At 67.5% G+C, this 24,608-nt stretch carries 23 protein-coding genes; 14 read left to right on the forward strand and 9 right to left on the reverse strand.

Annotated features, from left to right (window positions below; genetic code table 11):
- Positions 1–11: 11 nt before the first annotated feature.
- Positions 12–1,175 (reverse strand): AI-2E family transporter, encoded by a 1,164-nt coding sequence (locus Q5696_RS19095; RefSeq protein WP_305092817.1) that lies wholly within the window; start codon positions 1,173–1,175, stop codon positions 12–14.
- A 118-nt stretch (positions 1,176–1,293) separates the two neighbouring features.
- Here Q5696_RS19095 and Q5696_RS19100 point away from each other — a divergent pair, with 118 nt between their 5' ends.
- Positions 1,294–2,757, forward strand: a complete 1,464-nt coding sequence (locus tag Q5696_RS19100; protein WP_305092818.1) for an adenylate/guanylate cyclase domain-containing protein — start codon at positions 1,294–1,296, stop codon at positions 2,755–2,757.
- A 23-nt stretch (positions 2,758–2,780) separates the two neighbouring features.
- On the forward strand, positions 2,781–3,878 hold the full coding sequence (locus Q5696_RS19105; RefSeq protein WP_305092819.1) for a lysylphosphatidylglycerol synthase transmembrane domain-containing protein: 1,098 nt from the start codon (positions 2,781–2,783) through the stop codon (positions 3,876–3,878).
- Here the strand turns inward: Q5696_RS19105 and Q5696_RS19110 are convergent.
- A complete protein-coding gene (locus Q5696_RS19110) occupies positions 3,835–4,518 on the reverse strand; it encodes a FadR/GntR family transcriptional regulator (RefSeq protein WP_305092820.1) in 684 nt (227 codons plus the stop codon). The genes Q5696_RS19105 and Q5696_RS19110 overlap by 44 nt on opposite strands.
- Before the next feature lie 166 nt (positions 4,519–4,684).
- Between Q5696_RS19110 and Q5696_RS19115 the strand changes: the two genes are divergently transcribed.
- Together Q5696_RS19115 and Q5696_RS19120 are read left to right on the forward strand one after the other, a co-directional pair.
- Positions 4,685–6,370: a 2-isopropylmalate synthase gene (locus tag Q5696_RS19115; protein ID WP_305092821.1), complete on the forward strand. Its 1,686-nt coding sequence runs from the start codon at positions 4,685–4,687 to the stop codon at positions 6,368–6,370.
- Positions 6,371–6,454: 84 nt separating this feature from the next.
- Positions 6,455–7,006 carry a YceI family protein gene (locus Q5696_RS19120; RefSeq protein ID WP_305092822.1) on the forward strand — a complete coding sequence of 184 codons (552 nt, stop codon included), beginning with the start codon at positions 6,455–6,457 and terminating at the stop codon, positions 7,004–7,006.
- Between the two features lie 129 nt (positions 7,007–7,135).
- Here Q5696_RS19120 and Q5696_RS19125 read toward each other — a convergent pair whose 3' ends face one another.
- A complete protein-coding gene (locus Q5696_RS19125; RefSeq protein ID WP_305092823.1) occupies positions 7,136–9,301 on the reverse strand; it encodes a phosphocholine-specific phospholipase C in 2,166 nt (721 codons plus the stop codon).
- Between the two features lie 176 nt (positions 9,302–9,477).
- Here Q5696_RS19125 and Q5696_RS19130 point away from each other — a divergent pair, with 176 nt between their 5' ends.
- Both Q5696_RS19130 and Q5696_RS19135 read left to right on the forward strand, forming a co-directional pair.
- Entirely contained in the window at positions 9,478–9,909 is a 432-nt protein-coding gene (locus tag Q5696_RS19130) for a DoxX family protein (RefSeq protein ID WP_305092824.1), read from the forward strand.
- A gap of 82 nt (positions 9,910–9,991) precedes the next feature.
- Positions 9,992–10,360, forward strand: coding sequence for an Imm51 family immunity protein (locus Q5696_RS19135; RefSeq protein WP_305092825.1), 369 nt, complete (start codon positions 9,992–9,994; stop codon positions 10,358–10,360).
- A 26-nt stretch (positions 10,361–10,386) separates the two neighbouring features.
- Here the strand turns inward: Q5696_RS19135 and Q5696_RS19140 are convergent, their stop codons facing one another.
- Positions 10,387–11,628 carry a glycoside hydrolase family 1 protein gene (locus Q5696_RS19140; RefSeq protein WP_305092826.1) on the reverse strand — a complete coding sequence of 414 codons (1,242 nt, stop codon included), beginning with the start codon at positions 11,626–11,628 and terminating at the stop codon, positions 10,387–10,389.
- A gap of 240 nt (positions 11,629–11,868) precedes the next feature.
- Here Q5696_RS19140 and Q5696_RS19145 point away from each other — a divergent pair, with 240 nt between their 5' ends.
- The 3 genes from Q5696_RS19145 (at position 11,869) to Q5696_RS19155 (ending at position 14,397) form a co-directional block, all read left to right on the forward strand.
- The gene (locus Q5696_RS19145; protein WP_305092827.1) at positions 11,869–12,441 is read left to right on the forward strand and encodes a TetR/AcrR family transcriptional regulator; all 573 of its coding nucleotides are present in this window, start codon (positions 11,869–11,871) and stop codon (positions 12,439–12,441) included.
- A gap of 103 nt (positions 12,442–12,544) precedes the next feature.
- Positions 12,545–12,928, forward strand: coding sequence for a DUF3054 domain-containing protein (locus tag Q5696_RS19150; RefSeq protein WP_305092828.1), 384 nt, complete (start codon positions 12,545–12,547; stop codon positions 12,926–12,928).
- Positions 12,925–14,397, forward strand: a complete 1,473-nt coding sequence (locus Q5696_RS19155; RefSeq protein ID WP_305092829.1) for a peptide MFS transporter — start codon at positions 12,925–12,927, stop codon at positions 14,395–14,397. Before Q5696_RS19150 ends, Q5696_RS19155 begins: the two co-directional genes overlap by 4 nt.
- A 54-nt stretch (positions 14,398–14,451) precedes the next feature.
- Here the strand turns inward: Q5696_RS19155 and Q5696_RS19160 are convergent, their stop codons facing one another.
- The 5 genes from Q5696_RS19160 to Q5696_RS19180 form a co-directional block, all read right to left on the reverse strand.
- The gene (locus tag Q5696_RS19160) at positions 14,452–15,099 is read right to left on the reverse strand and encodes a CoA transferase subunit B (protein ID WP_305092830.1); all 648 of its coding nucleotides are present in this window, start codon (positions 15,097–15,099) and stop codon (positions 14,452–14,454) included.
- Positions 15,096–15,860 (reverse strand): CoA transferase subunit A, encoded by a 765-nt coding sequence (locus tag Q5696_RS19165; RefSeq protein ID WP_305092831.1) that lies wholly within the window; start codon positions 15,858–15,860, stop codon positions 15,096–15,098. Before Q5696_RS19165 ends, Q5696_RS19160 begins: the two co-directional genes overlap by 4 nt.
- Before the next feature lie 42 nt (positions 15,861–15,902).
- Positions 15,903–17,261, reverse strand: a complete 1,359-nt coding sequence (locus tag Q5696_RS19170) for an MFS transporter (protein ID WP_305092832.1) — start codon at positions 17,259–17,261, stop codon at positions 15,903–15,905.
- Between the two features lie 51 nt (positions 17,262–17,312).
- Positions 17,313–17,702, reverse strand: coding sequence for a carboxymuconolactone decarboxylase family protein (locus tag Q5696_RS19175; RefSeq protein ID WP_305092833.1), 390 nt, complete (start codon positions 17,700–17,702; stop codon positions 17,313–17,315).
- A gap of 73 nt (positions 17,703–17,775) precedes the next feature.
- Positions 17,776–18,864, reverse strand: a complete 1,089-nt coding sequence (locus Q5696_RS19180) for an AraC family transcriptional regulator (RefSeq protein WP_305092834.1) — start codon at positions 18,862–18,864, stop codon at positions 17,776–17,778.
- A gap of 339 nt (positions 18,865–19,203) precedes the next feature.
- Here Q5696_RS19180 and Q5696_RS19185 point away from each other — a divergent pair, with 339 nt between their 5' ends.
- The 5 genes from Q5696_RS19185 to Q5696_RS19205 all read left to right on the forward strand — a co-directional run bounded on the left by Q5696_RS19185 (position 19,204) and on the right by Q5696_RS19205 (position 24,555).
- Entirely contained in the window at positions 19,204–20,181 is a 978-nt protein-coding gene (locus tag Q5696_RS19185; RefSeq protein ID WP_305092835.1) for a quinone oxidoreductase family protein, read from the forward strand.
- A 151-nt stretch (positions 20,182–20,332) separates the two neighbouring features.
- Positions 20,333–21,181: a TauD/TfdA dioxygenase family protein gene (locus tag Q5696_RS19190; RefSeq protein ID WP_305095376.1), complete on the forward strand. Its 849-nt coding sequence runs from the start codon at positions 20,333–20,335 to the stop codon at positions 21,179–21,181.
- 46 nt (positions 21,182–21,227) lie between these two features.
- On the forward strand, positions 21,228–22,283 hold the full coding sequence (locus tag Q5696_RS19195) for a beta-keto acid cleavage family enzyme (RefSeq protein ID WP_305092836.1): 1,056 nt from the start codon (positions 21,228–21,230) through the stop codon (positions 22,281–22,283).
- Positions 22,284–22,384: 101 nt separating this feature from the next.
- A complete protein-coding gene (locus Q5696_RS19200; RefSeq protein ID WP_305092837.1) occupies positions 22,385–22,978 on the forward strand; it encodes an RBBP9/YdeN family alpha/beta hydrolase in 594 nt (197 codons plus the stop codon).
- 35 nt (positions 22,979–23,013) lie between these two features.
- Complete coding sequence (locus Q5696_RS19205) at positions 23,014–24,555, forward strand: long-chain-fatty-acid--CoA ligase (RefSeq protein WP_305092838.1); 1,542 nt, start codon at positions 23,014–23,016, stop codon at positions 24,553–24,555.
- Positions 24,556–24,608: the final 53 nt, after the last annotated feature.

The following is a 24,608-nucleotide window of genomic DNA, read 5'->3' on the forward strand; positions in this document are numbered from 1 at the left end:
GCAAGGATAGGTCAGTCGTCGGGCCGGTCGGGGTCGTCGGGCCGGTCGGGGTCGTCGGGGGTGGCGGGGAAGCGTGGGGTGGCCGGATCGGTGGGGATCAGGGATTCGTACGGCTCGGTCGCGTCGTCGGCGCGCAGCGAGCGGACGGCGGTGTTGAGGAACGCGACGATCGGCACGGCGAGGAGGCCGCCGACGATACCGGCGAGGACGATGCCGGTGGTGATCGCGAGTACGACGGCGAGCGGGTGGATCCGCACGGCACGCCCCAGCAGGAGGGGTTGCAGGACGTGCCCCTCGAGTTGCATGACGGCGATGATGAGGCCGAGCACGATCACCGCCGTCAGGACGCCTTTGGTCACGAAGGCGACGAGGACGGCGAGAAATCCGGTGACGAAGGCGCCGACGATGGGCACGAAGGCACCGATGAAGACGAGCGACGCCAGGGGCAGCGCGAGCGGGACCCCGAGGATCGCCAGGCCGGTGCCGATGCCGACGGCGTCGACGGCGGCGACGGCGACGGTGGCCCGGGTGTAGCCGACGAGGGAGCGGAAGCCCTGCCGTCCGGCGGTCCGGACCCGAGCGCGGGTGTCGGCCGGGACGATCCGGGTGACGAAGTCCCAGATCTGGTCGCCGCCGTAGAGGAAGAAGACGAGGGTGAACAGGGTGAGGAAGGCGCCGGTGAAGATTTCGCCGACGACGGTGGCGGTGCTGAGGGCCCCGCTGGTGAGTGCTTCCCGGTTGGCTTGGACGGCCTCGACGATGTTGTCGCCGACACGGTGGATCTGGTCCTCGCTGAAGTGCAGTGGTCCGTCGCTGAGCCATTCCTGGGCCTGGGTGACGCCGGCCGAGAACTGGTCGCCGAGCCCGGGCAGGCCGTCGACGAATTGTTCGACGACGAACGACAGGATCGCCCCGACGACGCCGAACGTGCCGACGACGGCGATGAGTACCGCGGCCGAGCGGGGCATTCCGCGGCGGTGCATCCAGTCGACGGCGGGGACGAGAAAAGCTGCCGTCAGCAGGGCCAGCGCGACGGGGACGACGACGGTCCCGAGCCGGGACACGGTCCAGCCGAGGGCGAGGAGCGCGGCGAACAGGACGAGGAGACGCCACGCCCAAGCGGCGCTCACCCGGATGAGCGGGGGGACGGCATCGTCCGGGTTCGTGTCGCTCACTGCGCGAGCGTAACCGTGTGCACTGCTCGGTCGCGCGGAATGTCCAGCTAAGTTATTGACCGTGTGGGCATCGTATCGAGCAGTCGCGCTGACGATTCGTAGTCGTTGGCCGCTCTACATGCTCTCGATGCTGGCCGCGAACCTGATCGGTGCGGTGCTGGTGTTCGCGTTCATCCGGTACGGGATCCCGATTCCGGAGTCGGCGGACATCATCGCGGACCGGGTCCGCAACGTCGCGATCTTCAGCGCCTACCTGGTGTTCGCCGGGGTGGTGAGCCTGTCGGCGGCCGCGATGATGTTGCGTTCGGTGATCCGGTGGCAGTTGCGTGGCGGTCCGCCGAATCGGACGGAGCAGATGGCGGCGTTGCATGCGCCGTTGCGTCAGGCGATCGTGCATCTCGGGTTGTGGGTGCTCGGCGGCATCCTGTTCGTCATCCTCACTGCGGAGGATATGCCGCAGCTGGCGATCGCGGTGGTCGTGACCGTCGGCATGGCCGCCACCACGACGTTCGGGTTCACGTACATGCTCGGCGAGCGGATTCTGCGGCCCGTCGCGGCGCAGGCGCTGAGCGAGGGCCAGTTCGATCGGACGATGGCGCCGGGGGTCGGTACCCGCATGGCGATGACGTGGGGGCTGGGCACGCTGATGCCGGTCATCGGCATCATCCTGCTGTGTGTCACCCAGCTGACGACGGACCTCGAGTTCGCGCCGGGTGCATTGGCGTGGGCGATCCTGCTGCTGTCGATCATGACGATCGGGCAGGCGTTCGCGTTGTCGATGCTCACGGCCAGCCAGATCTCCGATCCGATCCGGCAGTTGCGGCGGGCGATCGAGCGGGTGCAGCGCGGCGAACGCGACGTGCGGGTGGACGTGTTCGACGGCTCCGAGATCGGCCGGTTGCAGGTGGGCTTCAACCGGATGATGCGCGAATCCGACGAGCGGAAGCTGCTGCGGGAACTGTTCGGTCAGCACGTCGGCGAGGACGTCGCCCGGCGGGCGCTGCAGTTCGGGACCGAACTGGGCGGGGAGACACGGTTCGTGGCGGTGTTGTTCGTCGACATGGTCGGGTCCACCGGGGCCGCGGCGGAACGCCCTCCGGGTGAGGTCGTCGAGCTGCTCAACGAGTTCTTCCGGGTGATCGTCGACGTCGTCGACCGGCATCACGGGTTCGTCAACAAGTTCATGGGTGATGCCGCGCTCGCGATCTTCGGCGCCCCGCTGGATCGTCCGGACGCGCCGACGGCCGCGCTGGCCGCGGCCCGTGAGCTGCGGTTCGCGCTCGACGAGATCACCGGACTCGACATCGGGATCGGTGTGTCGGCGGGGTTGGCGGTCGCCGGCAACATCGGTGCGGCCGAACGGTTCGAGTACACGGTGATCGGTGACCCGGTGAACGAGGCGGCCCGGTTGACGGAGCTCGCGAAGCTGCGGCCGAGCCGCGTGCTGGCGTCGACGAGTGCCCTGTACTTCGCGGACGACGACGAGCAGGCGCACTGGGAGCTCGGCGATCAGGTGCAGCTGCGGGGCCGCCGTCGCAACACGCACCTGGCCTGGCCCGTGCTGTACCCGCACTCGCCGTGACCGATCCTCGTTACCCTGAGCTCGTGGCACAGCCTGAATCGGAGTCCGGCGGCGCGAGCCGTGTCCGTGGCCGGTTCCGGTGGGTGAAGTGGGTCGCGGCGACGCTGCTGGTGGCGCTGCTCGTCGGCGAGGGCATCTATCTGTGGCCGCAGTTGCACGATTCGTGGCAGGCGCTCACGGAGATCCATTGGGGTTGGCTCGCGGGGGCCGTCGTCGCCCAGGCGGTGTCGCTGAGCGGGTACGGCCGCATCCAGAAGCAGCTGCTGCATGCGGGCGGCGTGGTGGTGAGCCAGAGCCGGTCGGTATCGGTGATCTACGGGTCGACGGCGATGGCGTTGACGCTGCCGGCCGGGCAGGTGTTCTCGACGGCGTTCACGTATCGGGAGACCCGACGCTGGGGTGCGACGCCGGTGGTGGCGTCGTGGCAGCTGGCGATCTCCGGAGTGGTGGCGGCGGTCGGGTTGGCGACGATCGGCATGGCGGGCGCGCTGCTGGTGGGTGGTTCGATCAGCCCGTTCACGCTGATCTTCTCGGTGGCCGGGCTGATCGCGCTCGGCTGGGCGGGCCGGTACGTGTCGGCGCATCCGGACGGTGTCGAGCGGGCCGCACGGTGGGTGCTCACCCGGGTGAACCGGCTGTTGCGCAAACCCGCCGACACCGGCATGGATACGGTCCGGGCCACGATCGAGCAGCTCGATTCGGTGCGGCTCGGCAAGCGGGACGCGGCGTGGACGATGGGGTGGGCGGTGTTGCACCGGGTCGCGGACATCGTGTGCCTGGGTGCGGCGTGCCTGGCGATCGGCGCCGATCCGGTGCCCGCGGGTCTGCTCATCGCGTTCGCGGCGGGTAAGGCCGTCGCGACGATTCCCGGCGCGCCCGGCGGCCTCGTGTACGTGGACGCCACCCTGATCGCAACACTTGCGACAGCCGCGGGCATCGGGGCGTCGCAGGCGGTGGCGGCGGCATTCGTGTACCGCATGGTGAGTTTCGTGCTCGTCGCGATCGTCGGCTGGATCGTTTTCGCCTTCCTGTTCCGGGGGCGGCAGCAGGAGGGCGCCGAGTTCGAGGAGGAGACGATCACCCCAACTCGGCGGCCATCCCCTCGAGGTGCGCGCGACTGATCCGGGCGGCGGCCTCCACGTCTCCGGACGCGATGGCGTCCACGAGGTCGGCATGCTCGTCGGAGTTCGGTTCGGTGTCCCGGTCTCGCAGACCGAGCAGACCGATCATCTCGACCATGGTGTCCGCGAGCCTCGGCACGAACGTCGCGAAGAGTTCCGAGAGCACCGGATTGTGTGCGGCGTCGACGATCGCTCGGTGCACGGCGATGTCGGCGTCGACGAATTCACGGTCGGGGGCCGCTGCTGCCGCCGCCCGTAGGTCGAGTGCGCGTCTCATCGCCACGACATCGGCCTCGGTGGCGCGCTGTGCAGCGAGCCGGGCGGCCTCGATTTCGAGCGCGGCGCGCACCTCGACGACGGCGGCGACCGCTCCGCGCCGCAGCACGTCCTCCCAGCCGTCGGTCGCAGGCTCGGTGCGTTCGACGAACACGCCGGCACCCTGCCGCGGTCGCAGCATCCCCTGACCGGCGAGCATGCGCAGCGCTTCGCGGATCGTGGAGCGTCCGACGCCGAGTTGCGCGGCGAGGGTGGTCTCCCCGGGCAGCTTCGCGCCGACCGCCCACTCTCCCGACTGCAGTCGATGTCGCAGCTGGTCGGCGGCCTGATCGGCCAGCAGATTCCGGTTGAGTGCAGCAGACACTCCAACTCCTCAGGTTGTCAGACAAGTTGTTTTGCTCTAGCTTAGCCGACATGACGTATCGCGGACTGCTCCTCGGCAGCCGCGGCGGGGTTTGACCGCACCGGCACCCTGTCGCGGGGTTCCGCCGTGCCGGTCGACCCTCTCGATCCACTCAGGAGCCACCGTCATGCACTGGAATCCGCAACGCCCCTCCCCCATGCCGAGTCACCGTTACCGCCCGTTCAGCGAGCGTGTCCCGGTCCCGCTCACCGACCGCACCTGGCCGTCTGCACGCACCACCGAGGCCCCACTGTGGGTGCCGGTCGACCTGCGCGACGGCAACCAGGCCCTCGCGGAGCCGATGGACCCGGCCCGCAAGCGCCGACTCTTCGAACTGATGCTCGCCATGGGCTACAAGGAGATCGAGGTCGGTTACCCGTCGGCGAGCCGGACGGACTTCGATTTCGTCCGCGATCTCGCCGAGCAGGACCTGGTGCCCGACGACGTCACGATCGTCGTGTTCACCGCTGCACGAACCGATTTGATCGAGCGCACGTACGAGTCGATCCGCGGTCTCGGATCGGTCGTGGTGCACATGTACACCGCGACGGCGCCGACGTGGCGGGACGTCGTCCTGAGGCAGGAACGAGAAGCGTTGCACCGTCTGATCGTCGATGCCGCCCGGGACGTGGCCCGCGGCGGTGATGCCCGGCCCGGCGTGCGGTTCGAGTTCTCTCCCGAGGTGTTCAACCTGACCGAGCCCGACTACGTCCTGCAGGTGTGCGACAGTCTCACCGAGCTGTGGGAGGCGTCACCGGACCGCCCCGTGATCCACAATCTCCCTGCAACGGTGGAGGTTTCGACACCGAACGTGTACGCAGACCAGATCGAGTACATGCACCGCCATCTGGCTCGCCGCGAGTCGGTGATCCTGTCGGTGCACCCGCACAACGATCGCGGGACCGGCGTGGCATGCGCCGAGCTGGCGGTACTGGCCGGGGCGCAACGTGTCGAGGGCTGCCTGTTCGGCAACGGCGAACGGACCGGCAACGTCGACCTGGTGACGCTCGCACTGAATCTGCATGCGCAGGGTGTCGACCCGATGATCGACTTCTCCGACATCGACGACGTGCGCCGAACCGTGGAGTACTGCAACAGGATCGAGGTGCATCCTCGACATCCGTACGGCGGCGATCTGGTGTACACCGCGTTCTCGGGAACACACCAGGACGCGATCAAGAAGGGCTTCGCACATCACTACGCGACCGCGGAAGCGGCCGGGCTCGATCCGGGGAAGGCGCCGTGGGACGTGCCGTATCTGCCGATCGACCCGCAGGACGTCGGACGCGACTACGAGGCCGTGATCCGGGTGAACAGCCAGTCCGGCAAGGGCGGCATCGCATATCTGCTGCAGTCGGAGTACGGCGTCGATCTGCCGCGGCCACTGCAGATCGATTTCGCACGCCGGGTACAGGACGCCGTCGACGACAGCGGCACCGAGATCACCGCCGAACAGCTGTGGGAGTTGCTGCTCACGGAATACGGATTCACAGGCCGGCTGGGCCCGTGGTCGGTCGAGCATCGCGAGGGCGGCGATCATCTGCAGCTGCGGGCGGAGCTCGGCGGCACCGCGCTGGACGGGGCCGCCTTCGCCGGTGGCCCGGTCGAGGCGCTGACGAAGATCCTGGCCGATCACGGACGTCCGGTGGAGGTGCTGTCACTGATCCAGCAATCGGTGGGCGAGGGCAGCACCGGCCGGGCGGCGACGTTCGCGCTGTGTGACAGCGACGGCCACCGCAGGTGGGGTGTCGGCTTCCACCAGTCGGTGACGGCGTCGGCCCTGCGGGCGGTCCTCGCAACGATCGACGTGTGACGTACGACACAAACGGCCTCGGAATGTTCCCCGGTGAGGCATCGTTAAAGAAGTTGAACTCTTAACTACTTACGAGGAGCGCACATGACCACTGCCATCGCCCTGCCCGACCTGTCCGCCGGCACCTGGGCCATCGACCAGACCCACTCGACCGTCGGATTCATGGTCCGCCACCTGGTGGTCAGCAAGGTCCGTGGCACGTTCAACGACTTCAGCGGTTCCATCACGATCGCCGAGGACGGCACCCCGTCCGTGCAGGCCGAGATCCAGGTCGCGTCCATCGACACCAACAACGAGCAGCGCGACGGCCACATCAAGTCGGCCGACTTCTTCGACGTCGAGCAGTTCCCGACCGCCACCTTCGTCTCCACCGGCGTGCGCCCCGCCGGTTCGAACTTCGTGGTCGAGGGCGAGTTCACGCTGCACGGCGTGACCAAGCCGGTCGAGCTGGCGCTCGAGTTCCTCGGCGTCAACCCGGGCATGGGCAACGGCCCGGTCGCCGGCTTCGAGGCGTCCACCACGATCAACCGCAAGGACTTCGGCATCAGCATCGAGATGCCGCTCGAGGGTGGCGGCGCCGTCGTCGGCGACAAGATCGCCATCAACCTCGAGATCGAGGCGGGCCTGCAGGCCTGACCCCTCCCCCAGAACGACGCACCCGCTGCGGCCACGTCCCCCGGCCGCAGCGGGTGCGTTTTCCATATCCCCGCGATCCCCTCTCGTCCGGTCGGCGTCGTCTGGCAGAGTCCGGACCGGCCGCTCCTGCTACGACCCGGGCAACGACATCGGCAGCCCCGCCGAACCGCTCGCCGGCGGCTGCGGTAGCAGCGTCAGGTCTCCGGTCGCGGCCACCTCGACAGGTTCCTGGCCGACGCTCTCCGCACCGTTCTCGATGTGTCCCATCCAGCGGCGACGGTACGCCGGGTCCTCGCCGAGGACGAGCGTCGCGTCGTACCACCCCTGCTGCGACGGAACCGTCCACGTCCGGGTGGCACCCGGCGCCAGTGATGCCGAGTTCCCGGCCGACTCGGCTGTGACAATGACGGTGCCGCGGTTGACCACGGACACCCGCACCGTCCGAGCTGCCGCGTCGATCGTCGTGTCCACCTGGACGTCCGCCCCGGGTCCGGTCGTCGATCCCGCGAACTCGCGACGGAAACCGTTGGGGCCGATCATCGTCAGGTCGTAGCGCTCCCCCGGCACCGGAACCGTATCGAACCGCTCGCCGAGCACGTCGTAGTGCCGGGGCAGCTCGAATTCGTCCGCGTACGGGTACAGCGCCAGATGGGCACTCTCGGTGCCCGTGTTGCGCATCCGGACCGACACCGTCCGCGTTCCGGCGTCGAACACTGCGTCCGCGTCGGGCTGATACGGCAGCGCACGGGCCGGACGGGTTCCCTTCTCCTGCACCGGCATCCTCTGCTGCTGCGGCGGTGCCGGTTTCCAGCGCGGGGTGAGCGACGGCGCCGGCGGCGGTGGGGTGAGCGGCGGCCGGGCTCGTGGGGTGTCGAAGTCGAACGCCGAGGTCAGGTCGCCGGCGACGGTGCGCCGCCACCCGCTGATCTCCGGCTGCGTGAACCCGAACCGCTTCTCGAGGAACTGGGTGATCGACGTGTGGTCGAACACCTGCGAGCACACGTATCCGCCGACGGTCCACGGTGAGATCACCGTCATCGGTACCCGCGGCCCGAGGCCCAGTGGCTCGTCGCCCACCCACTCGTCGGTGACGTCCCACGGCGGGAGCGGCGGGGGCACGTGGTCCCAGTAGCCGTCGTTCTCGTCGAAGTTGAGGAAGATCGCTGTCCGCGACCAGGTTTCGGGGTCGGAGGCGATCGCGTCGAGCACCTTGTAGACCAGCGTGGCGCTCGACGCGGGCGACGACGTCATCGGGTGTTCGCAGTCCACAGCGGACGGCACCAGGTACGACACCTGCGGCAGCGTGCCGGCCTCGACGTCGGCGCGGAACACGTCGGCGAGGGTGCCGGGGCGTGCGCGGTGCAGTGCCCGGTCGTACAGCCGGCGGTCGGCGACGTCGAGCCTGGCGACGCCCTCGTCGAGGCAGCGCAGAATCGTGTCCTGGGCGCCGGCGGGTAGCAGCGGCAGTGCCGCGTACAGCGCTGCGAGCGTGGGGAACTGGTACGGCACCAGCACGGGGTGACCGAGCAGTGCGTGCACGATCTCCTTGAATCGGACGAAGTATTCGAGGTTGTTGTCGGTGAAGTTGTCCCACTCCTGATAGGTCCGCCAGCTCACCCCGGCCGTCTCGAGTCGTTCGGGAACGGTGGTCCAGGTGTAGCCGCCGTGCCACGGCATGTACGAGTCGTTGGTGACCGCGCGGAAACCGTCGGCTTCGAATCCGGTGTATCCGCTGATCCAGTAGTTGCGGTTGGGTGCGGTCGAGGTGGGCACCGAGCAGTGGTAGGCGTCGCACACCGTGAACGATTCGGCGAGCTCGAACTGGAACGGGATGTCGAACCGGTCGTAGTGCGCCATGGTGGCGGCGGTCTTGGCGGGGATCCAGCCGTCGTGCCAGCCACCCGCGACGGCGGCCTGCCCACCGGCCCACTCGTGGTCGAGGGCGTCGACGTTCTGGGTGTCCATCCGCTGCGCGTCCGCGGCGTCCCGGATCGGGTACGGCACCACGACGGAGTCCCGGTCGGGCTGCTCGTACACGGTTCGTCCCGTCCGTAGCGTCAGCGCGTTGGGGTCGCCGAAGCCACGCACGCCCCGCAGGGTGCCGAAGTAGTGGTCGAAGGCGCGGTTCTCCTGCATCAGCAGCACCACGTGGTCGATCGACTCCAGCCCACCCGGCGGCACCGGCGCGGCGAGGGCGGCCTGCAGCGACGGCGGCAGGAGCGATCCCACCGTGGCAGCGCCGACAGCACCGGCCCCCAGTGCCATGAATCGCCTGCGGGACATCTCGAACGTCACGTCTGAACCTCCCGAAGAACCGAAATGCGACACGGTTGGCCGGAGGCTATCGAAGGTGCGGGTGTCCGGAGGCGAATTCGGTCGCCTACCCGCGATGAGATTCGGGAGCGGGCCAGGTCTGTACGGCTGAGACTCCACGCGTCCGGCGAGGAGCAGCCGCAGAACGGGAGCCCACCATGACCGCCGCGATCCCCCACATCCGCACCGCCCCGAGCACGGCAACCGTATCGTTACGGGCCCGCATCGCCGGCCTCGTCGTCACCGGCCTGGTGGTGGCGTTCCTGCTGTTCGACGCCGTCATCCACCTCGCGAACATCCAGCCGGTGAAGGACTCGATGACCGAGTACGGCTTCCCCGACTACGCGCCCTACGTCATGGGCGTGGTCATGCTGGTGTGCCTGGCGCTGTACCTGGTGCCGGTCACGTCGATCCTCGGTGCCGTGCTGCTCACCGGCTATCTGGGCGGCGCGGTCGCGTGCAACATCCTCACCGAGCAGCCGCTGCTGTCGACGATCCTGTCCCCGGTGTACGTCGGCATCCTCGTGTGGGGCGGGCTGTATCTGCGTGACGCGCGGGTCCGCGCGATCGTGCCGCTCGTCCGCGGCTGATCCGGCCGGGCCGGTCGTTCCACAGGCCCGGCCCGCCGCACGCGGACGAGAACTGTCGGTCGGACTCGATACGGTCGCCGCCATGACGACTCCCGACGACTTCGCCGGCCTCGACCCCGTTCACCTCGTGCACGGCAGCAGCAGCTCGAGCATCATCTACTCGCCGGGCGGTCCGGAGTACCACCGGCACCGCCCGGCGCTCGACGCCCACGGCATCGAGGGATCCGGGTACGAGTTCACCGGGGCGCTGCGTGCGGTCCTGGCCGACGAGGCACCGGACACGCTCGCCGCGGTCGGTTTCGATCCCGAGGCCGGCATGGTCAGCGTCTACGGCGACGATCTCGCCGCCCTGCTCGTCGCCGCGATGTCCCTGCAACGCATCGTGCTGGACGCCGACGCGTTGAACGCCGCGCTCACGCGGGCAACGGAACTCGGTATCGCCGAGGACTAGGGAACGCCCGCTCCGACGCGTGCCGCTCAGATCGCGTTGGCGCGGGCGATCTCACCGAAGACGGCGGCACTCGGACGCGGAATGCGTTCCTGTGTAGCACGATCCACCTCATGGAGACCGAAGTGGCTGGTGTATCCCTTGAACCATTCCCAGTTGTCGGTGAGGCACCAATGGATGTAGCCGCGGACGTCGACACCGTCGGCGATGGCGTCGACGAGCCCGTCGAGTGAGTTGCGCAGGAACCAGATTCGCAGTTCGTCGCGGTCGGTGGTCAGATCCGCTCCGTGTTCGGTGACGAGGATCGGTTTGCCGGTGATCTCCGCTGCCTCTCGCACCGTCGCTCCCAGGGTGCTCGGCACCATCGGCAGCATGTTGTCCATGACGTGTTCCCCGCCGTGCAGGCGGCCGGTCTCGTCGTAGCTGATCCGCCCGTAGTTCTGGACGCCGACGAAGTCACCGATGCTGCCGGCGTCACGCAACCATCGACGGTTCACGATCTCGTCGACGTGCGCGGCCTGCTCTTCACCGCCGGGGAGTCCGAAGTGCTCCTGCATCGACAGAGTGACGCCTACCATCGCGTTCGAATTCGCCGCGTGGACCGCGTCGACTCCCCGCCTGTGAGCGTCGAGGACGACCTTGATCGCTTCTTCGCTGTCGGCGTACGGGAAGAAGGGGACGAAATCGTCCTCGGCGACGCCGAAGTACTCGGCGGCGCGGCGCCGTGCGGGGTTGAGCAATTCCGCCATCGCCGGGGAGAGCAGTCCGTTGCCGACCATCTGCATCGGCGTGTTGACCTCGTTGAAGGTGCAGTACCACGCCACCCGGTCGCCGAGTCTCGTGCCGACGCGGTGGGCATGGTCGGCGTACCGTTCGGCCAGTTCCGGGTTCTTCCACCCGTGGCGGGGGATGATCCATTTCGGACTGGAGAAGTGGTGGAGCGTGACGACCGGTTCGACTTTCCGTTCGAGGCACCTGTCGACGACGCGCTCGTAGTGGTCCAGTTGCGCGTTGGAGATCTGGCCGGGTTCGGGCTCGATCCGGGCCCATTCGACGCCCAGGCGCAGTGTGTTCAAACCCAGGTCCGCCAGCAGGGCGATGTCCTGCGGGTAGCGGCTGTAGAAGTCCACGGTGTCACCGCTCGGCTCCGAGAACATCGACTCGGGCATGTGCTCCATCGCCCACAGATCGCTGGCGAGATTGTTTCCCTCCACTTGATACGGCGCGGTCGCGGCGCCCCAGAGGAATTTTTCGGGAAAGGTCTTGGTCATGACGAAACCCCTTCGGACGGTTGGGAAAACCATCTATCTAACGGGTGTCAGATATTTCGATGGTAGCTGAATCTCGAAGCAGACGGACCGGATTCCACCCGGTCACGGTTCCGCGTTCCGACGGCCGGGAAATCAGCGCTCGCGGGTGGGTTATCGTCGACGGTGCGCGGCCTGCCGGCGAACGGCAGCTGTGCGGTGTGCAGTTGAACGAATTCGGCCCGAGCGCCGGGGCGGAGGCGTGTGACTCGTCGACTGGAACCCGAAACCCGTCGGGCCGAGATCATCGCGCACACCCGTGCGATGATCGCCGAGGGTCGAGCGCACGGGATCAGCCTTCGGGCGGTGGCCCGGCAATGCGGAATGTCCACCCCTGGACTCATGCACCACTTCCCCGATCTTTCGGAATTGTTGGATGTGGTGCTCCGCGAACGCGAAGATGAGCACGCCGCCGAGATCGCCGCCGCCCTGCGGAAGGCGCATCCGAATCCGTCCCTTCTCGATCTCGCCGACGTCTCGGTCCGCTTCTACGCCGATCGACCGCAGGAGACGCGCAACTACGACGCGTTCGAGGCCGAGGCCTACTCGCCGCACCATCCGGCACACCGATACTTCACGGGCAGTGCGGTGCGGCCGTGGGAGCTGACGGTGAGTCTGGCCGCACAGGACTACCCGAACCCCGAGGCCGTCGTCCGGGTCCTCGCCCTCGTCGTGGACGGGTTGCGCTCGCGCTGGCTGCGCGAGGAGGACCCCGATTATTGGGGCGATTGGGTCGAGGTCCGCGACGCGGTCTTCGCGACGTTCCGTCATCTCTGATCTGCCCCTGATCTGCCGCAGTATCGGGCCACACCTCTGAACCGACTTCTCGGTTCTCCGCTGCCTCCCCGGCCGATCTACCACTGCCTTTAGGCTGGTCGTCGTGAAGAAGTACGTACCTGCCGCTGTCGTCGACGTTCTGCTGGTGCTCGCGTTCGCTACCGCGGGTCGCCGGAGCCACGAGGAAGGTCTCGACGTCGTCGGCATCCTGACGACCGCGTGGCCGTTCCTGACCGGCGCCGCCGTCGGCTGGCTCGGCACGTTCCTGCTCTACCGCGACAAGTTCGACGCCCGCCTCGTGGTTCCCACCGGTGTCCTCGTGTGGGCGTCGGCCCTCGTCGTCGGCATGGTGCTGCGGGTGGTCAGCGGGCAGGGCACCGCGTTCTCGTTCATCCTGGTGGCGGCGTCGGTTCTCGCCCTGTTCCTCGTGGGATGGCGTGCGCTGTACCGGCTCGTGTCCCGGCAGAGCGCGCGGAGCAGCCGGTGAGTTCCACCGTCGACCGGCATTCCGAGCCCGCCGAGACCGGTCGGCGTTTCCTCGGGCAACCGGTCGCGCTCGCGAACCTGTTCGGCGTCGAGATGTGGGAACGCTTCTCGTTCTACGGCATGCAGGGCATCCTGCTGTACTACCTGTACTACCAGACCACCGACGGCGGTCTCGGCCTCGACAAAGCGGCCGCCACCAGCATCGTCGGCGCGTACGGCGGCACCGTCTACCTGTCGACGATTCTCGGGGCGTGGATCGCGGACCGGGTCCTCGGCTCCGAACGCACCCTCTTCTACAGCGCCTGCCTGATCATGCTCGGCCACATCGCACTGTCGGTGCTGCCCGGGCTCGCGGGCGTCGGTGTGGGTCTGATCCTGATCGCGTTCGGTAGCGGTGGTCTCAAAGCCAACGCCACCTCCCTCGTCGGCGACCTGTACGCCCCCGACGACGACCGCCGCGACGCCGGTTTCTCGATCTTCTACATGGGCATCAACATCGGTGGTCTGATCGGGCCGCTGGTCACCGGCTGGGCGATGGACGACTTCGGTTTCCACGTCGGCTTCGCGGCCGCCGCCATCGGTATGGCACTCGGCCTGATCCAGTACACGATCGGGCGACGCAACCTGAACGGCATCGGCTCGCACGTGCCGAACCCGCTGCCCGCGTCGGCCCGCCCGAAGGCGATCGGCCTGGCGGCCGTCGCCGTCGTCGCGGTCGCGGCACTCGCCCTGACCGGGGTGGTCCGCGCCGACAATCTGTCCGACATCGTGGTCGCGCTCACGGTCGTCGCGGCCGTCACCTATTTCGCGGTGATCCTCACCAGCCGCCGGATCACGTCGGTCGAACGCAGTCGGGTGATCGCGTTCATCCCGATGTTCATCGCGAGCGCCGCCTTCTGGTCGCTGTTCCAGCAGCAGTTCACGACCGTCGCGATCCTCGCCGACACCTGGCTGGACCGGAACCTGTTCGGGTGGGAGTTCCCGGCGACGTGGGTGCAGTCGATCAACCCGGTGTTCATCATCGTCTTCGCGGGCGTGTTCGCCGCAATGTGGACCAAGCTGGGGCCGCGGCAGCCGTCGTCGCCGATCAAGTTCGCGCTCGGCACCGGCATCATGGGTGTCGCGTTCCTGTGCTTCATCCCGATGTCCGGTGGCGGCCCCAACAGCGCGCCGTTGCTCGGCCTGGCCGGCATTCTGCTGCTGTTCACGTTCGCGGAACTGATGCTGTCACCGGTGGGTCTGTCGCTGTCGACGAAACTTGCGCCGCAGGCGTTCCACACCCAGATGGTGGCGTTGTTCTTCCTGTCGGTGGCGCTCGGCTCGAGCCTCGCCGGCACCCTGTCCGGGTACTACGACGAGAACAATGCGGTGCCGTTCTTCACGACGGTCGGTCTCTCGTCCATCGCGATCGGCGTCCTGCTGGCCGTCCTGTCACCGTGGATCCGACGCCTCATGCACGGCGTGCACTGACCGTCGATTCCCCGGCCGGTCGGCGGCCCGAAGAGGGGCCGCCGACCGGTCACGTCAGGCCAGAGGTGCGTCCGTCGCAGCCCGCACCTGGGCCTCGGTCACCCCGGGCGCGCATTCGCGCAGCACCAGCCCGGTCGTCGTCACGTCGATGACGGCAAGGTCGGTGACGATGCGGTGGACCACCGCCCGCCCGGTCAGCGGGAGGGTGCAGTGTTCGACGATCTTGGCGGCCCCGGTCTTGTCGGTGTGTTCCATGAGCACGACGACCCGCCGGGCACCGTGCACCAGATCCATGGCACCGCCCATGCCCTTGACCATCTTGCCCGGCACCATCCAGTTGGCCAGGTCCCCGGCCGCGGAGACCTGCATGCCACCGAGGACCGCGGTGTCGATGTGGCCACCACGGATCATGCCGAACGACAACGCCGAATCGAAGAACGCCGCCCCCGGGTTCACCGTCACCGTTTCCTTGCCGGCGTTGATCAGGTCCGGATCGACCGCATCCTCGCTCGGGTAGGGGCCGGTGCCCAGGATGCCGTTCTCACTGTGCAGCGTGACCTCGACGCCTTCGGGGAGGTGGTTCGGAATCAGGGTGGGCAGGCCGATTCCGAGGTTGACGTATTCACCGGACGCGAGTTCCTGTGCGGCGCGCGCCGCCATCTGCTCGCGCGTCCACCCGGTCGTCTCGATCAGTGCGGTCATCGCGCTGCCTCCTTCGCGGCCGACACCGTCCGCTTCTCGATCTTCTTGTCCTGGGGGCCGGTGTGCACGACCCGGTCGACGAAGATGCCGGGCAGGTGGACGTGCGCGGGATCCAGTTCACCGGCCGGGACGATCCGCTCGGCCTGGGCGATGCACACCCGCCCCGCCATCGCGGCGAGCGGGTTGAAGTTCATTGCGGCCTTGTCGAAGACAAGGTTTCCCTCGGTGTCCGCGACGAGAGCGTGGACCAGTGCGTAGTCCGCGGTGATGGACTCCTCGAGGACGTACCGTCGGCCGCCGAACTCGCGAATCTCCTTGGCCGGCGAACCGAGTGCCACCGAACCGTCCGGGCGGTAGCGCCACGGCAGGCCGCCCTCGGAGATCGGGGTCCCGACTCCGGCCGGAGTGAAGAAGGCCGGGATTCCGGCGCCGCCGGCCCGCATCTTCTCGGCCAACGTGCCCTGCGGCGTCAACTCCACCTCGAGTTCGCCGGACAGATACTGGCGGGCGAACTCCTTGTTCTCCCCGACGTAGGAGACCGTGACCCGGCGAATACGCTTGTCGTCGAGAAGGATTCCCAATCCGTAACCGTCGGTTCCGCAGTTGTTCGAGAAGACCTCGAAATCCGTCGCGGTTCCGGCGGCCAGGGCGGCGATCAAGACGTCCGGGATGCCGCACAGTCCGAATCCCCCGACGGACAGGGATGCCCCGGACGGGACGTCGGCGACAGCCTCGGCGGCCGATGTGTAGACCTTGCTCATGAATACCTTTCCATCGCAGAATATTTCGGCGATCACTGAACGTCAGGCGGATACGGTGCTCTGCGCCGCGAGCTTGCGCATCCCTGCCGGGTACATGCGCTTGCCGACGAGCAGCGCGACAATGGCCGCGATGTAGAAGAGCGGGGCGAGCTGCAGGGACTCGATCAACCCCAGTCGATCTGCGAGGATGCCGATAACGAAGGGGCCCAACGCCAAACCGAGAACGTTGTTGGCGATGGTGAGTGTGCCCAGTGCAGACGAGCGGACCGATTCGTGAGTGAGACCGGCGACCATGGCGGCCGTCGGACCCGAGCAGCCGGCGGAGAAGAACGCGCCGATGCCGAGCAGGATCAGCTGGGGCGCACCGGCGTCCAGCTGGAAGCCGATACCGAGCGACAGCAGGGCGATCACACAGAACACGACACCGGTCATCCACTTGCGCGCCGGATCGGTACGGCTCACCCGGTCGGTGACCATGCCGCACACGACCATGCCCGCGCCGACCAGCAGGACGAACAACGCGGCGGCACCGGCCGCCTTGTCCAGCGGCATGTCGTAGTACCGGTTGAAGAAGCTGGGCGTCCACGCCAGCAGGACGGCCGCGGTGAACATCTGGAATCCGCCGGCGAGGTAGACGCACCACACGGCAGGGTTGGTGAACAGGGTCGACACCGGGACACGGATCACCGGGGCCGACCGGACACCCCCGCCCGACACGGTGATGGGGGCGTCGTGCACGGCGTAGCGTGCGAGGCGGGACTCGGTGACCACGGCCCGGAACAGGGCGACGAGGATGAGACCCAGTACAGCCATCGCGGTGAACGACCAGCGCCACCCGACGTTGACGGCGATCACGCCTCCGAGTGAGACGCCGACCACGGAACCGAAGGATCCGCCGGCCATGAACGCGCCGCTCAACGACGAATGCAGACGCGAGGAGAACACGCTCAGGACGACGGCGATCCCGACGCTGCCGTAGGCGGCCTCACCGACCCCCACGAAGAACCGGGCGGCCAGCATCTGCTCGTAGTTGGACGCGACAGCACAGCACAGGGTTGCGATGCTCCAGATCACCGCCATCAGGACGATGCTCTTGACTCGACCCCACCGGTCGGCGAGCAGTGACAGCGGGAACGTCAGAAGGCCGACCATGAGGGCGACGACGCTGGTCAACGAGGCGAGTTGCGAATCGGACAGCGCCCATTCGCTCTTCAGCATCGGGAACACGGCGCTGAGCACCTGCCGGGACATGTAGTCCGACAGCAGCAGCGCGAAGGCCAGGGCGGCGACGACCCACGGATAGATTCGCGATCGTCCGGCGGTCGGCGCGGGATCCGGCGTCGCGGGGCGGGGTTCGATGGTTCCGAACGACTGTTCAGGGGAGGTCGTGGGCAGTCCCATGTGTGCTCCTGCAGACGGATGAGCTGGGGAAAGTGGGAACGCGGAGAACGATCAGTCCGCTTGTCGGGCTTGGAACTCGGCCAGTTCCTCCTCGAGGATCGGCACCCCGAGGTTGCAGGCGTGAATACCGAGGACGCTGACCATCTGCAGGACCGTGAGAATCTGCTCTCGGGTGACACCGAGTTCGAGTGCGGCGCGGATGTGGCGCCGGACGCCCGGCGCGTACAGATGGGTGGCAGCGGCATCGATAGCGATGCTGAGCAATTCGACGAACTCGGGCGGGAACACGCCACGTCGGATCGGGATCGCGTTCATCGCCATGAACTGCTCGGTCCACTCCGGATCCCAGCGGGAAAGATTATCCCACAATGGATTCCAGTTTCCCTCCAGTTGCATTCGATCGATCGTCGGAGTGTGGACCGGCTCGGAGTGGACAGTCATGGCAGCGCTCATTTCACGAGAGTCGACCGGGTGAGTTGAATCACGACCCAATCGGGAAGTGATACAGATCACGCTAGCTCGACTCTGTTCGCAATAGTTTCCCTTCCGGGACACCATTCTGTGCATCTCGGGACACCACCGACCGGTAGGCGTCGACCTGCAGGGTCGCCCGCTTGCGCCACTCTCGCGGACTGACGCCGAATTGCCGGTTGAACCAGCGCGAGAAGCTGCTCGGCGTCGAGAACGACAGCATCTCCGAGATCTCCGTCAACGAGTACCGGTCACCGCTGACCATGTGGTTCGCCAGTTCGGCGCGGGCGGTATCGAGGACGGTGGTGAACGTCTGTCCGGACCTGGCGAGATGGCGATGGACCGTGCGGCGGTCGACCCCGAGGCTGCGGGCGACCTGCTCGACGGAGCATCGCCCGGTCGGCAGCAGCAGCTCGACGAGCTCGCGGACCCGGTTGGCGATCGTCGGCTCCTCCGGGCTCGACAGGGTGTCGAGGAACTGTTGCGCATAGGAGCGCAGCAGCGGGTCCGACAGGCGATTCGGCTGGTTCAGGTCGCTCGTGCAAGTGACGATCGCGTTGTACTCCGCGTCGAAGGTCATCGGCGCCCCGAACATCTGCCGGTGGGTCGTGTCGTCCCGCGGTCGGCTGCGTTCGAAGAGTGCCGCGACCGGACGCCAGTGATCTCCCAGCAAACTCTTCAGCAGCTGCTGGACAACCGCGGCGGCGAGTTCGACCCCCTGCTGGACGGCCACCGGCTCCCCTGGCTCGAGGGTGATCTTGATCGTGGTCAGCTCCGCCCGTTCGGATATCCGGATGCGCAGGGCTTCGTTGTACATGTGCTGATAGCGGATCAGCGTTCGCAGCGCGCTCCGGGCATCGGGTTCCTCGCGAATACTCACACTCAGCGGTCCGAGTGCGGACAACCGCCGGCGTTCGGCGAGCTTCAGCGCGAAGTCCGGGCGGCCGGACGCGGCGGCCGATATTTCGAGCAGGCGGAGCACCGATGCCGCCGGCACCCAACGATCTTGCAGGTCGAGGCCGGACGGATCAAGTCCGACGGATCGCAGTAAGGCGATCGGATCGATCCCCAGCTCGTGGCCGAGCTCGATGTATCCGGTCAGCGAGGCGTATCGCGCAAGTGGCCTCGACACCTGTACCACCTTCCTGGGGGACTACGACTGCGCCGCAAGGGCGGGCGTGTGGCAAGACACAGTGCCACTCGGATATGGGTCACGCAACCCTGCGAGAGGCACACCCCTGTCCCCGAATGGATAGAAATATGTCCCGCAGAGGTATGTGTGATCCCTACCTCGTGGATACGGTCGTGTCAGTTGGATCACATTCATGGAGGCGGGCGTCGACTGTCGCCCTCTCGGGTTCCGGGAACCCCGACTGTATCCGTGTCCGGACAGGACCGGCTGCCGTGAACGTTCGGCAACCGAACACATCGAGCGGCCGGTCGGGTCCGGCCGTGAGCTGAGGAGATTTCGATGGCAAAGGCGATTCGCTTCTACGAGACCGGTGGCCCGGAGGTTCTGAAGTGGGAATCCGTGGAGGTCGGTGAGCCCGGCCCGGGCGAGGTGCGGATCCGGCACGAGGCGGTCGGGCTGAACTTTGCGGACACCTACTTCCGTACCGGCCTGTACCCGGCTCCCCTGCCGGCGGGGATGGGCGTCGAAGCCGCAGGCGTCGTCGAGGCGGTCGGCGCCGGAGTGGAGGGCTTCCGCGAAGGAGACCGGGTGACCTACACGGGCAGCCCGTTGGGTGCATACAGCACCGAGCGCGTGATGCCTGCCGAGCACCTGATCGCGTTGCCGGACGGTATCGGGTCCGAGACCGCGGCCGCGATGACGATGCGTGGTCTCACCACGTCCTACCTGCTGCGCCGGATCCACCCCTCGCTGAAGGCGGGCGACACGGTGCTGCTGCACGCCGCGGCCGGCGGTGTCGGCCTGATCTTCTGCCAGTGGGCGAAGCTGCTGGGCGTCAACGTCATCGGCACGGTATCGAGTGACGAAAAGGCCGAGGTGGCCCGCGCTCACGGATGTGGCGAGGTGATCGTCTACAAACGGGAGAACGTCGCCGAGCGGGTCCGTGAACTCACCGACGGGGTGGGTGTCCCCGTGGTGTACGACAGCATCGGGGAGACGACCTTCCAGTCGTCGATCGATTCGCTGGCGCGCCGGGGCCTGCTCGTGGCGTTCGGTACGGCGTCCGGCCCGATCCCGCCGATCAACGCGATGGAGCTCGCGGTCAAGGGCTCGCTGTTCGTGACCCGCCCGGCACTCGCCGACTACATCGCCGATCCCGCCGAGCGGGCCGAGCTCGCGGGTGAGCTGTTCGGGCACGTCGCGGCCGGCCGCATCGAGATCGAGATCAACCAGCACTATGCACTCGAAGAGGCCGAGCAGGCCCACCGGGACCTGGAGTCCGGGAAGAGTATCGGCTCCTCGGTGTTCTCGTTCTGATACCGAATCACCCGCCCATGCAACGTCGTTCGGTTCTCCGGGGCGACCCGTGACGAAACCTCGACCCACCACTTCCAGCTCGAAGGAGAGTGCCATGACCACTGTGGAACTTGCGCACAGCCGTCCGGCGACCGGCACGACCGTGCCCCCGATGGATGCCCGCCCACTGACCTGCAGTATCGGCGCCGAACTCCACGGTGTCGACCTCGCCGACGTCTCTGGAGACGACGACCTCTTCACCGAGCTGAGGGGGTTGCTGCTGAAGCACAAGGTGTTGTTCTTCCGCGACCAGAACATGAGCCGGGCCGAACACGTCGCGCTGGCCGAGCGTTTCGGTTCACTCGAGGACCATCCGGTGGTGGGCAGCGATCCCGACCATCCCGGACTCGTCCGGATCTACAAGGATCTCGACAGCCCACGGGAGGCATTCGAGAACTCCTACCACTGTGACGCGACGTGGCGCGCGAACCCGCCGATGGGATGTGTGCTGCGGTGCGTGGAAGGTCCCGCCGTCGGTGGCGACACGATCTGGGTGAACATGGCGTCGGCGTACGAGCAACTGCCCGAGCACGTCAAGGAGCAGATCGACGGTCTGCGTGCCCGGCACAGCATCGAGGCATCCTTCGGTGCGCGCCTGCCGATGGAGAAGCGCCTCGAACTCAAGGAGCGCTTCCCGGACGCGGAGCACCCGGTGGTCCGCACACACCCCGAGACCGGGGAGAAGATCCTGTTCGTCAACAGCTTCACGACGCATTTCACGAACTACCACACCGAGAAGACCGTGCGGTGCGGTATCGACTACGCCCCGGGTGCCGGTGAGCTACTGCGGTATCTGCAGAGCCAGGCGACGATCCCGGAGTACCAGGTGCGCTGGCAGTGGACGAAGAACAGCATCGCGATCTGGGACAACCGGTCGACCCAGCACTACGCGGTCCAGGACTACTGGCCCGCCGTCCGAAAGATGGAGCGCGCCGGGATCATCGGCGACCGCCCCTTCTGATTCCCACTTTCCGAACCTCACGTCTATCCAGAAACGGAGATCTGCAATGCATTTCCACGATGATGCGTTCTTCCCGGAGAACCAGGACAAGCTGGTCGTCACCGTCGCCCCGTACGGGCCGGAGTGGGCGGTGGAGGACTTTCCCGAAGACCTGCCGCTGACGATGGACGAGCACGTCCAGCAGGCCGTCGACTGCTTCGAGGCCGGCGCCACCGTACTCCACATCCACGTCCGCGAGGAGGACGGCAAGGGTTCCAAGCGCCTGTCGAAGTTCAACGAACTCCTCGGCCGCCTCCGCGAGGCCGTGCCGGAAATGATCCTGCAGGTCGGTGGATCGATCTCGTTCGCCCCCGAAGGCGACGGCGCCGACGCGAAGTGGCTGCCGGACAACGTCCGTCACATGCTCGCCGAACTGGACCCGAAACCGGACCAGGTCACCATCGCGATCAACACCAGCCAGATGAACATCATGGAACTGATGACCCCGGCAGACATCGCGGGCACCTCACTGGAGAACGCGGACCTGGCGCACACCTACCGGGAGATGACCGTCCCCGCCGGTCCCGAGTGGGTCGAGGAGCACCTGTGCCGACTGCAGGCCGCCGGGATCCAGCCGCACTTCCAGCTCTCCTCGATCCCGCAGCTCGAGACCGTCGAACGCCTGATCCGCCGCGGCGTCTACACCGGCCCGCTGAACCTGACCTGGGTCGGGATCGGCGGCGGCTTCGACGGCCCGAACCCGTACAACATCATGAACTTCGTCCAGCGGGTCCCCGACGGCGCCTGCCTGACCCTCGAAACCCTCATGCGGTCGGTGCTGCCGGTGAACACGATGGCCATCGCGATGGGCCTGCACACCCGCTGCGGCAACGAGGACAACCTGTGGGCCCCGAGCGGCGACGTCAAGATCACCTCCGCCGACCAGGTCCGCCAGCTGGTGCGCGTCGCCGAGGAACTCGGCCGCGAGGTCGCCACCGCCAAGGAAGCCCGCGACATCTACAAGATCGGCACCACCTACAAGGACGCGGACGAAACCCTCGCCGCGCTCGGCTACGCCCCGAACCGTCACCCCGGCCAGGTCGGCTTCACTCAGCACGCCTGACCCGCTGTCACCTTCTGCGACAGCACCTTTCGGTGGAGCGGGGACACTCACCGGTGTCCCCGCTCCGTCGGTTCTCATCGAAACTTCTTGAAGGACACACCATGAGCAGCAGCGCATCGCCGACCGTCGTGATCGTTCCCGGCCTGCGTGACCACGCCCCGGACCACTGGCAGACGCTGCTGGCAGCCGGGCTCGACAAGGTTCGCACGGTGCCGCCGCTCGAGCACGACAAGATCAGCCTCGACGCCCGCGTGGCCGCGCTCGACACCGTCCTGGCCGACATCGACGGTCCGGTCGTGCTCGTCGCGCACAGCGCCGGCGTGATGATCACCGTGCACTGGGCGGCCCGCCACGACCGTCCGGTCGCCGGCGCGATCCTGGCCACCCCACCGGACTTCTCCACACCGCTGCCCGCCGGCTACCCGACGCGTCCGGACCTCGACGCGAACGGCTGGAACCCGGTCCCGCGCAGCCCGCTGCCGTTCCCGAGCATCGTCGCGGCCAGCACCGACGACCCGCTGGCCGACTTCGCCGTCGTCGCCGACCTGGCCCGCGGCTGGGGCAGCCGCCTCGTCGACCTCGGCGCGGTCGGCCACCTCAACCCGGCCGCCGGCTACGGCGAATGGCCCCGCGCCACCGAACTTCTCGACGAACTGCTGACCACGATCGACGCCGCGACCACGCCGAGCCACTGACCGCCGACGATCGCTGCCCGAGGGAGAACACTCCGATGCTCAATCTGTCTATGTTCCTGGAGGACTCGGCCCGCAAGTACCCGACCCGCGATGCGCTGGTACTGGGGGACGAGCGGTTCACCTACGCCGAGACCGATGCTCTGGCGAACCGGATCGCCAATCTTCTCGTCGCGTCCGGGATCGAACCCGGTGACCGGGTCGCACTCTCCTGCCCCAACCTGCCGTGGTTCCCGATCGTCTACTACGGGATCCTCAAGGCCGGCGCGGTGGTCGTTCCGCTCAACGTCCTGTTGAAGGGGCGGGAGATCGCCTATCACCTGCAGGACTGCGGGGCGACGGCGTACTTCTGCTTCGAGGGCGGGCCGGACCTGCCGACCGGGGAGTACGGGCGGGAGGGCTTCGGTGAGGCGGACGCCTGCCGGACCATGTTCGTGATCGGCGGCGACGGCGAGTACGGGCAGGGGATCGAGGCGCTGTCGGCGGTGCTCCCCACGCAGCCGGCGACCTTCGAGACGCTGGTGCGCGAGGCCACGGACACCGCCGTCATCCTGTACACGAGTGGGACCACCGGGCAACCGAAGGGCGCCGAACTGAGCCAGGCGAACATGGTGATGAACGCGTTGGCGTCCAACCGGCTGTTCGACAGCACCCCGAGCCGTCCGGACACCCACCTGCTCGCGCTTCCGCTGTTCCATTCGTTCGGGCAGACGATCAACATGAACTCCGGGTTCTCGATGGGCGCGACCCTGGTACTTCTCCCCCGGTTCGAGGCCGCCGCGGCGCTCGAGATCATGGAGCGCGAGGCGATCACGCTGTTCGCGGGTGTCCCGACGATGTACTGGGGTCTGCTCGGGGCGGTGGACGACTCGGTCGATGTCGGTCGGATCGCCGCCGATCTCCGCAAGGCCATCTCCGGGGGCGCCGCGCTGCCCGTCGAGATCCGGGGGCGCTTCGCGAAGCGCTTCGGGGTGCAGATCCTCGAGGGCTACGGGCTCTCGGAGACCTCGCCGGTCGCGCTGTTCAGCGATCCGGAGCAGGACCCTCGCACCGGGTCGATCGGAATTCCGCTGTGGGGTGTGGAGGTTCGACTCGTCGACAAGGACTGGAACACCGTCGAGGGTGCGGATGTGGTGGGGGAGATCGCGATCCGCGGCCACAACGTGATGAAGGGCTACTACGGTCGTCCCGAGGCGACCGCGGAGGCGATGCGGAACGGCTGGTTCCGTACCGGTGATCTCGCACGCCGGGACGCCGACGGCTTCTACTACATCGTCGACCGGGCCAAGGACATGATCGTGCGCGGCGGGTTCAACGTCTACCCCCGCGAGATCGAGGAGGTCCTCATGACGCACGAGGCCGTCTCACTGGCCGCGGTGATCGGCGTTCCGCACGAGAGTCACGGCGAGGAGGTGCGGGCGTACGTCATCGCACAACCGGGCACCGACGTCTCCGACGCCGATCTGATCTCGTGGTCGAAGGAGCGGATGGCGAGCTACAAGTACCCGCGCGAGGTTCGGATCGTCGAGGAACTGCCGATGACCGCGACCGGAAAGATCCTCAAACGCGAGTTGATATGACGGTCCACGCGGACATGCCGGTGTCGACGTAGGCCGGTGCGCTTACGGTTTCG

Origin of the sequence: Prescottella sp. R16, from assembly GCF_030656875.1 — a bacterium.
In the GTDB taxonomy this organism is placed as follows: Bacteria; Actinomycetota; Actinomycetes; order Mycobacteriales; family Mycobacteriaceae; genus Prescottella.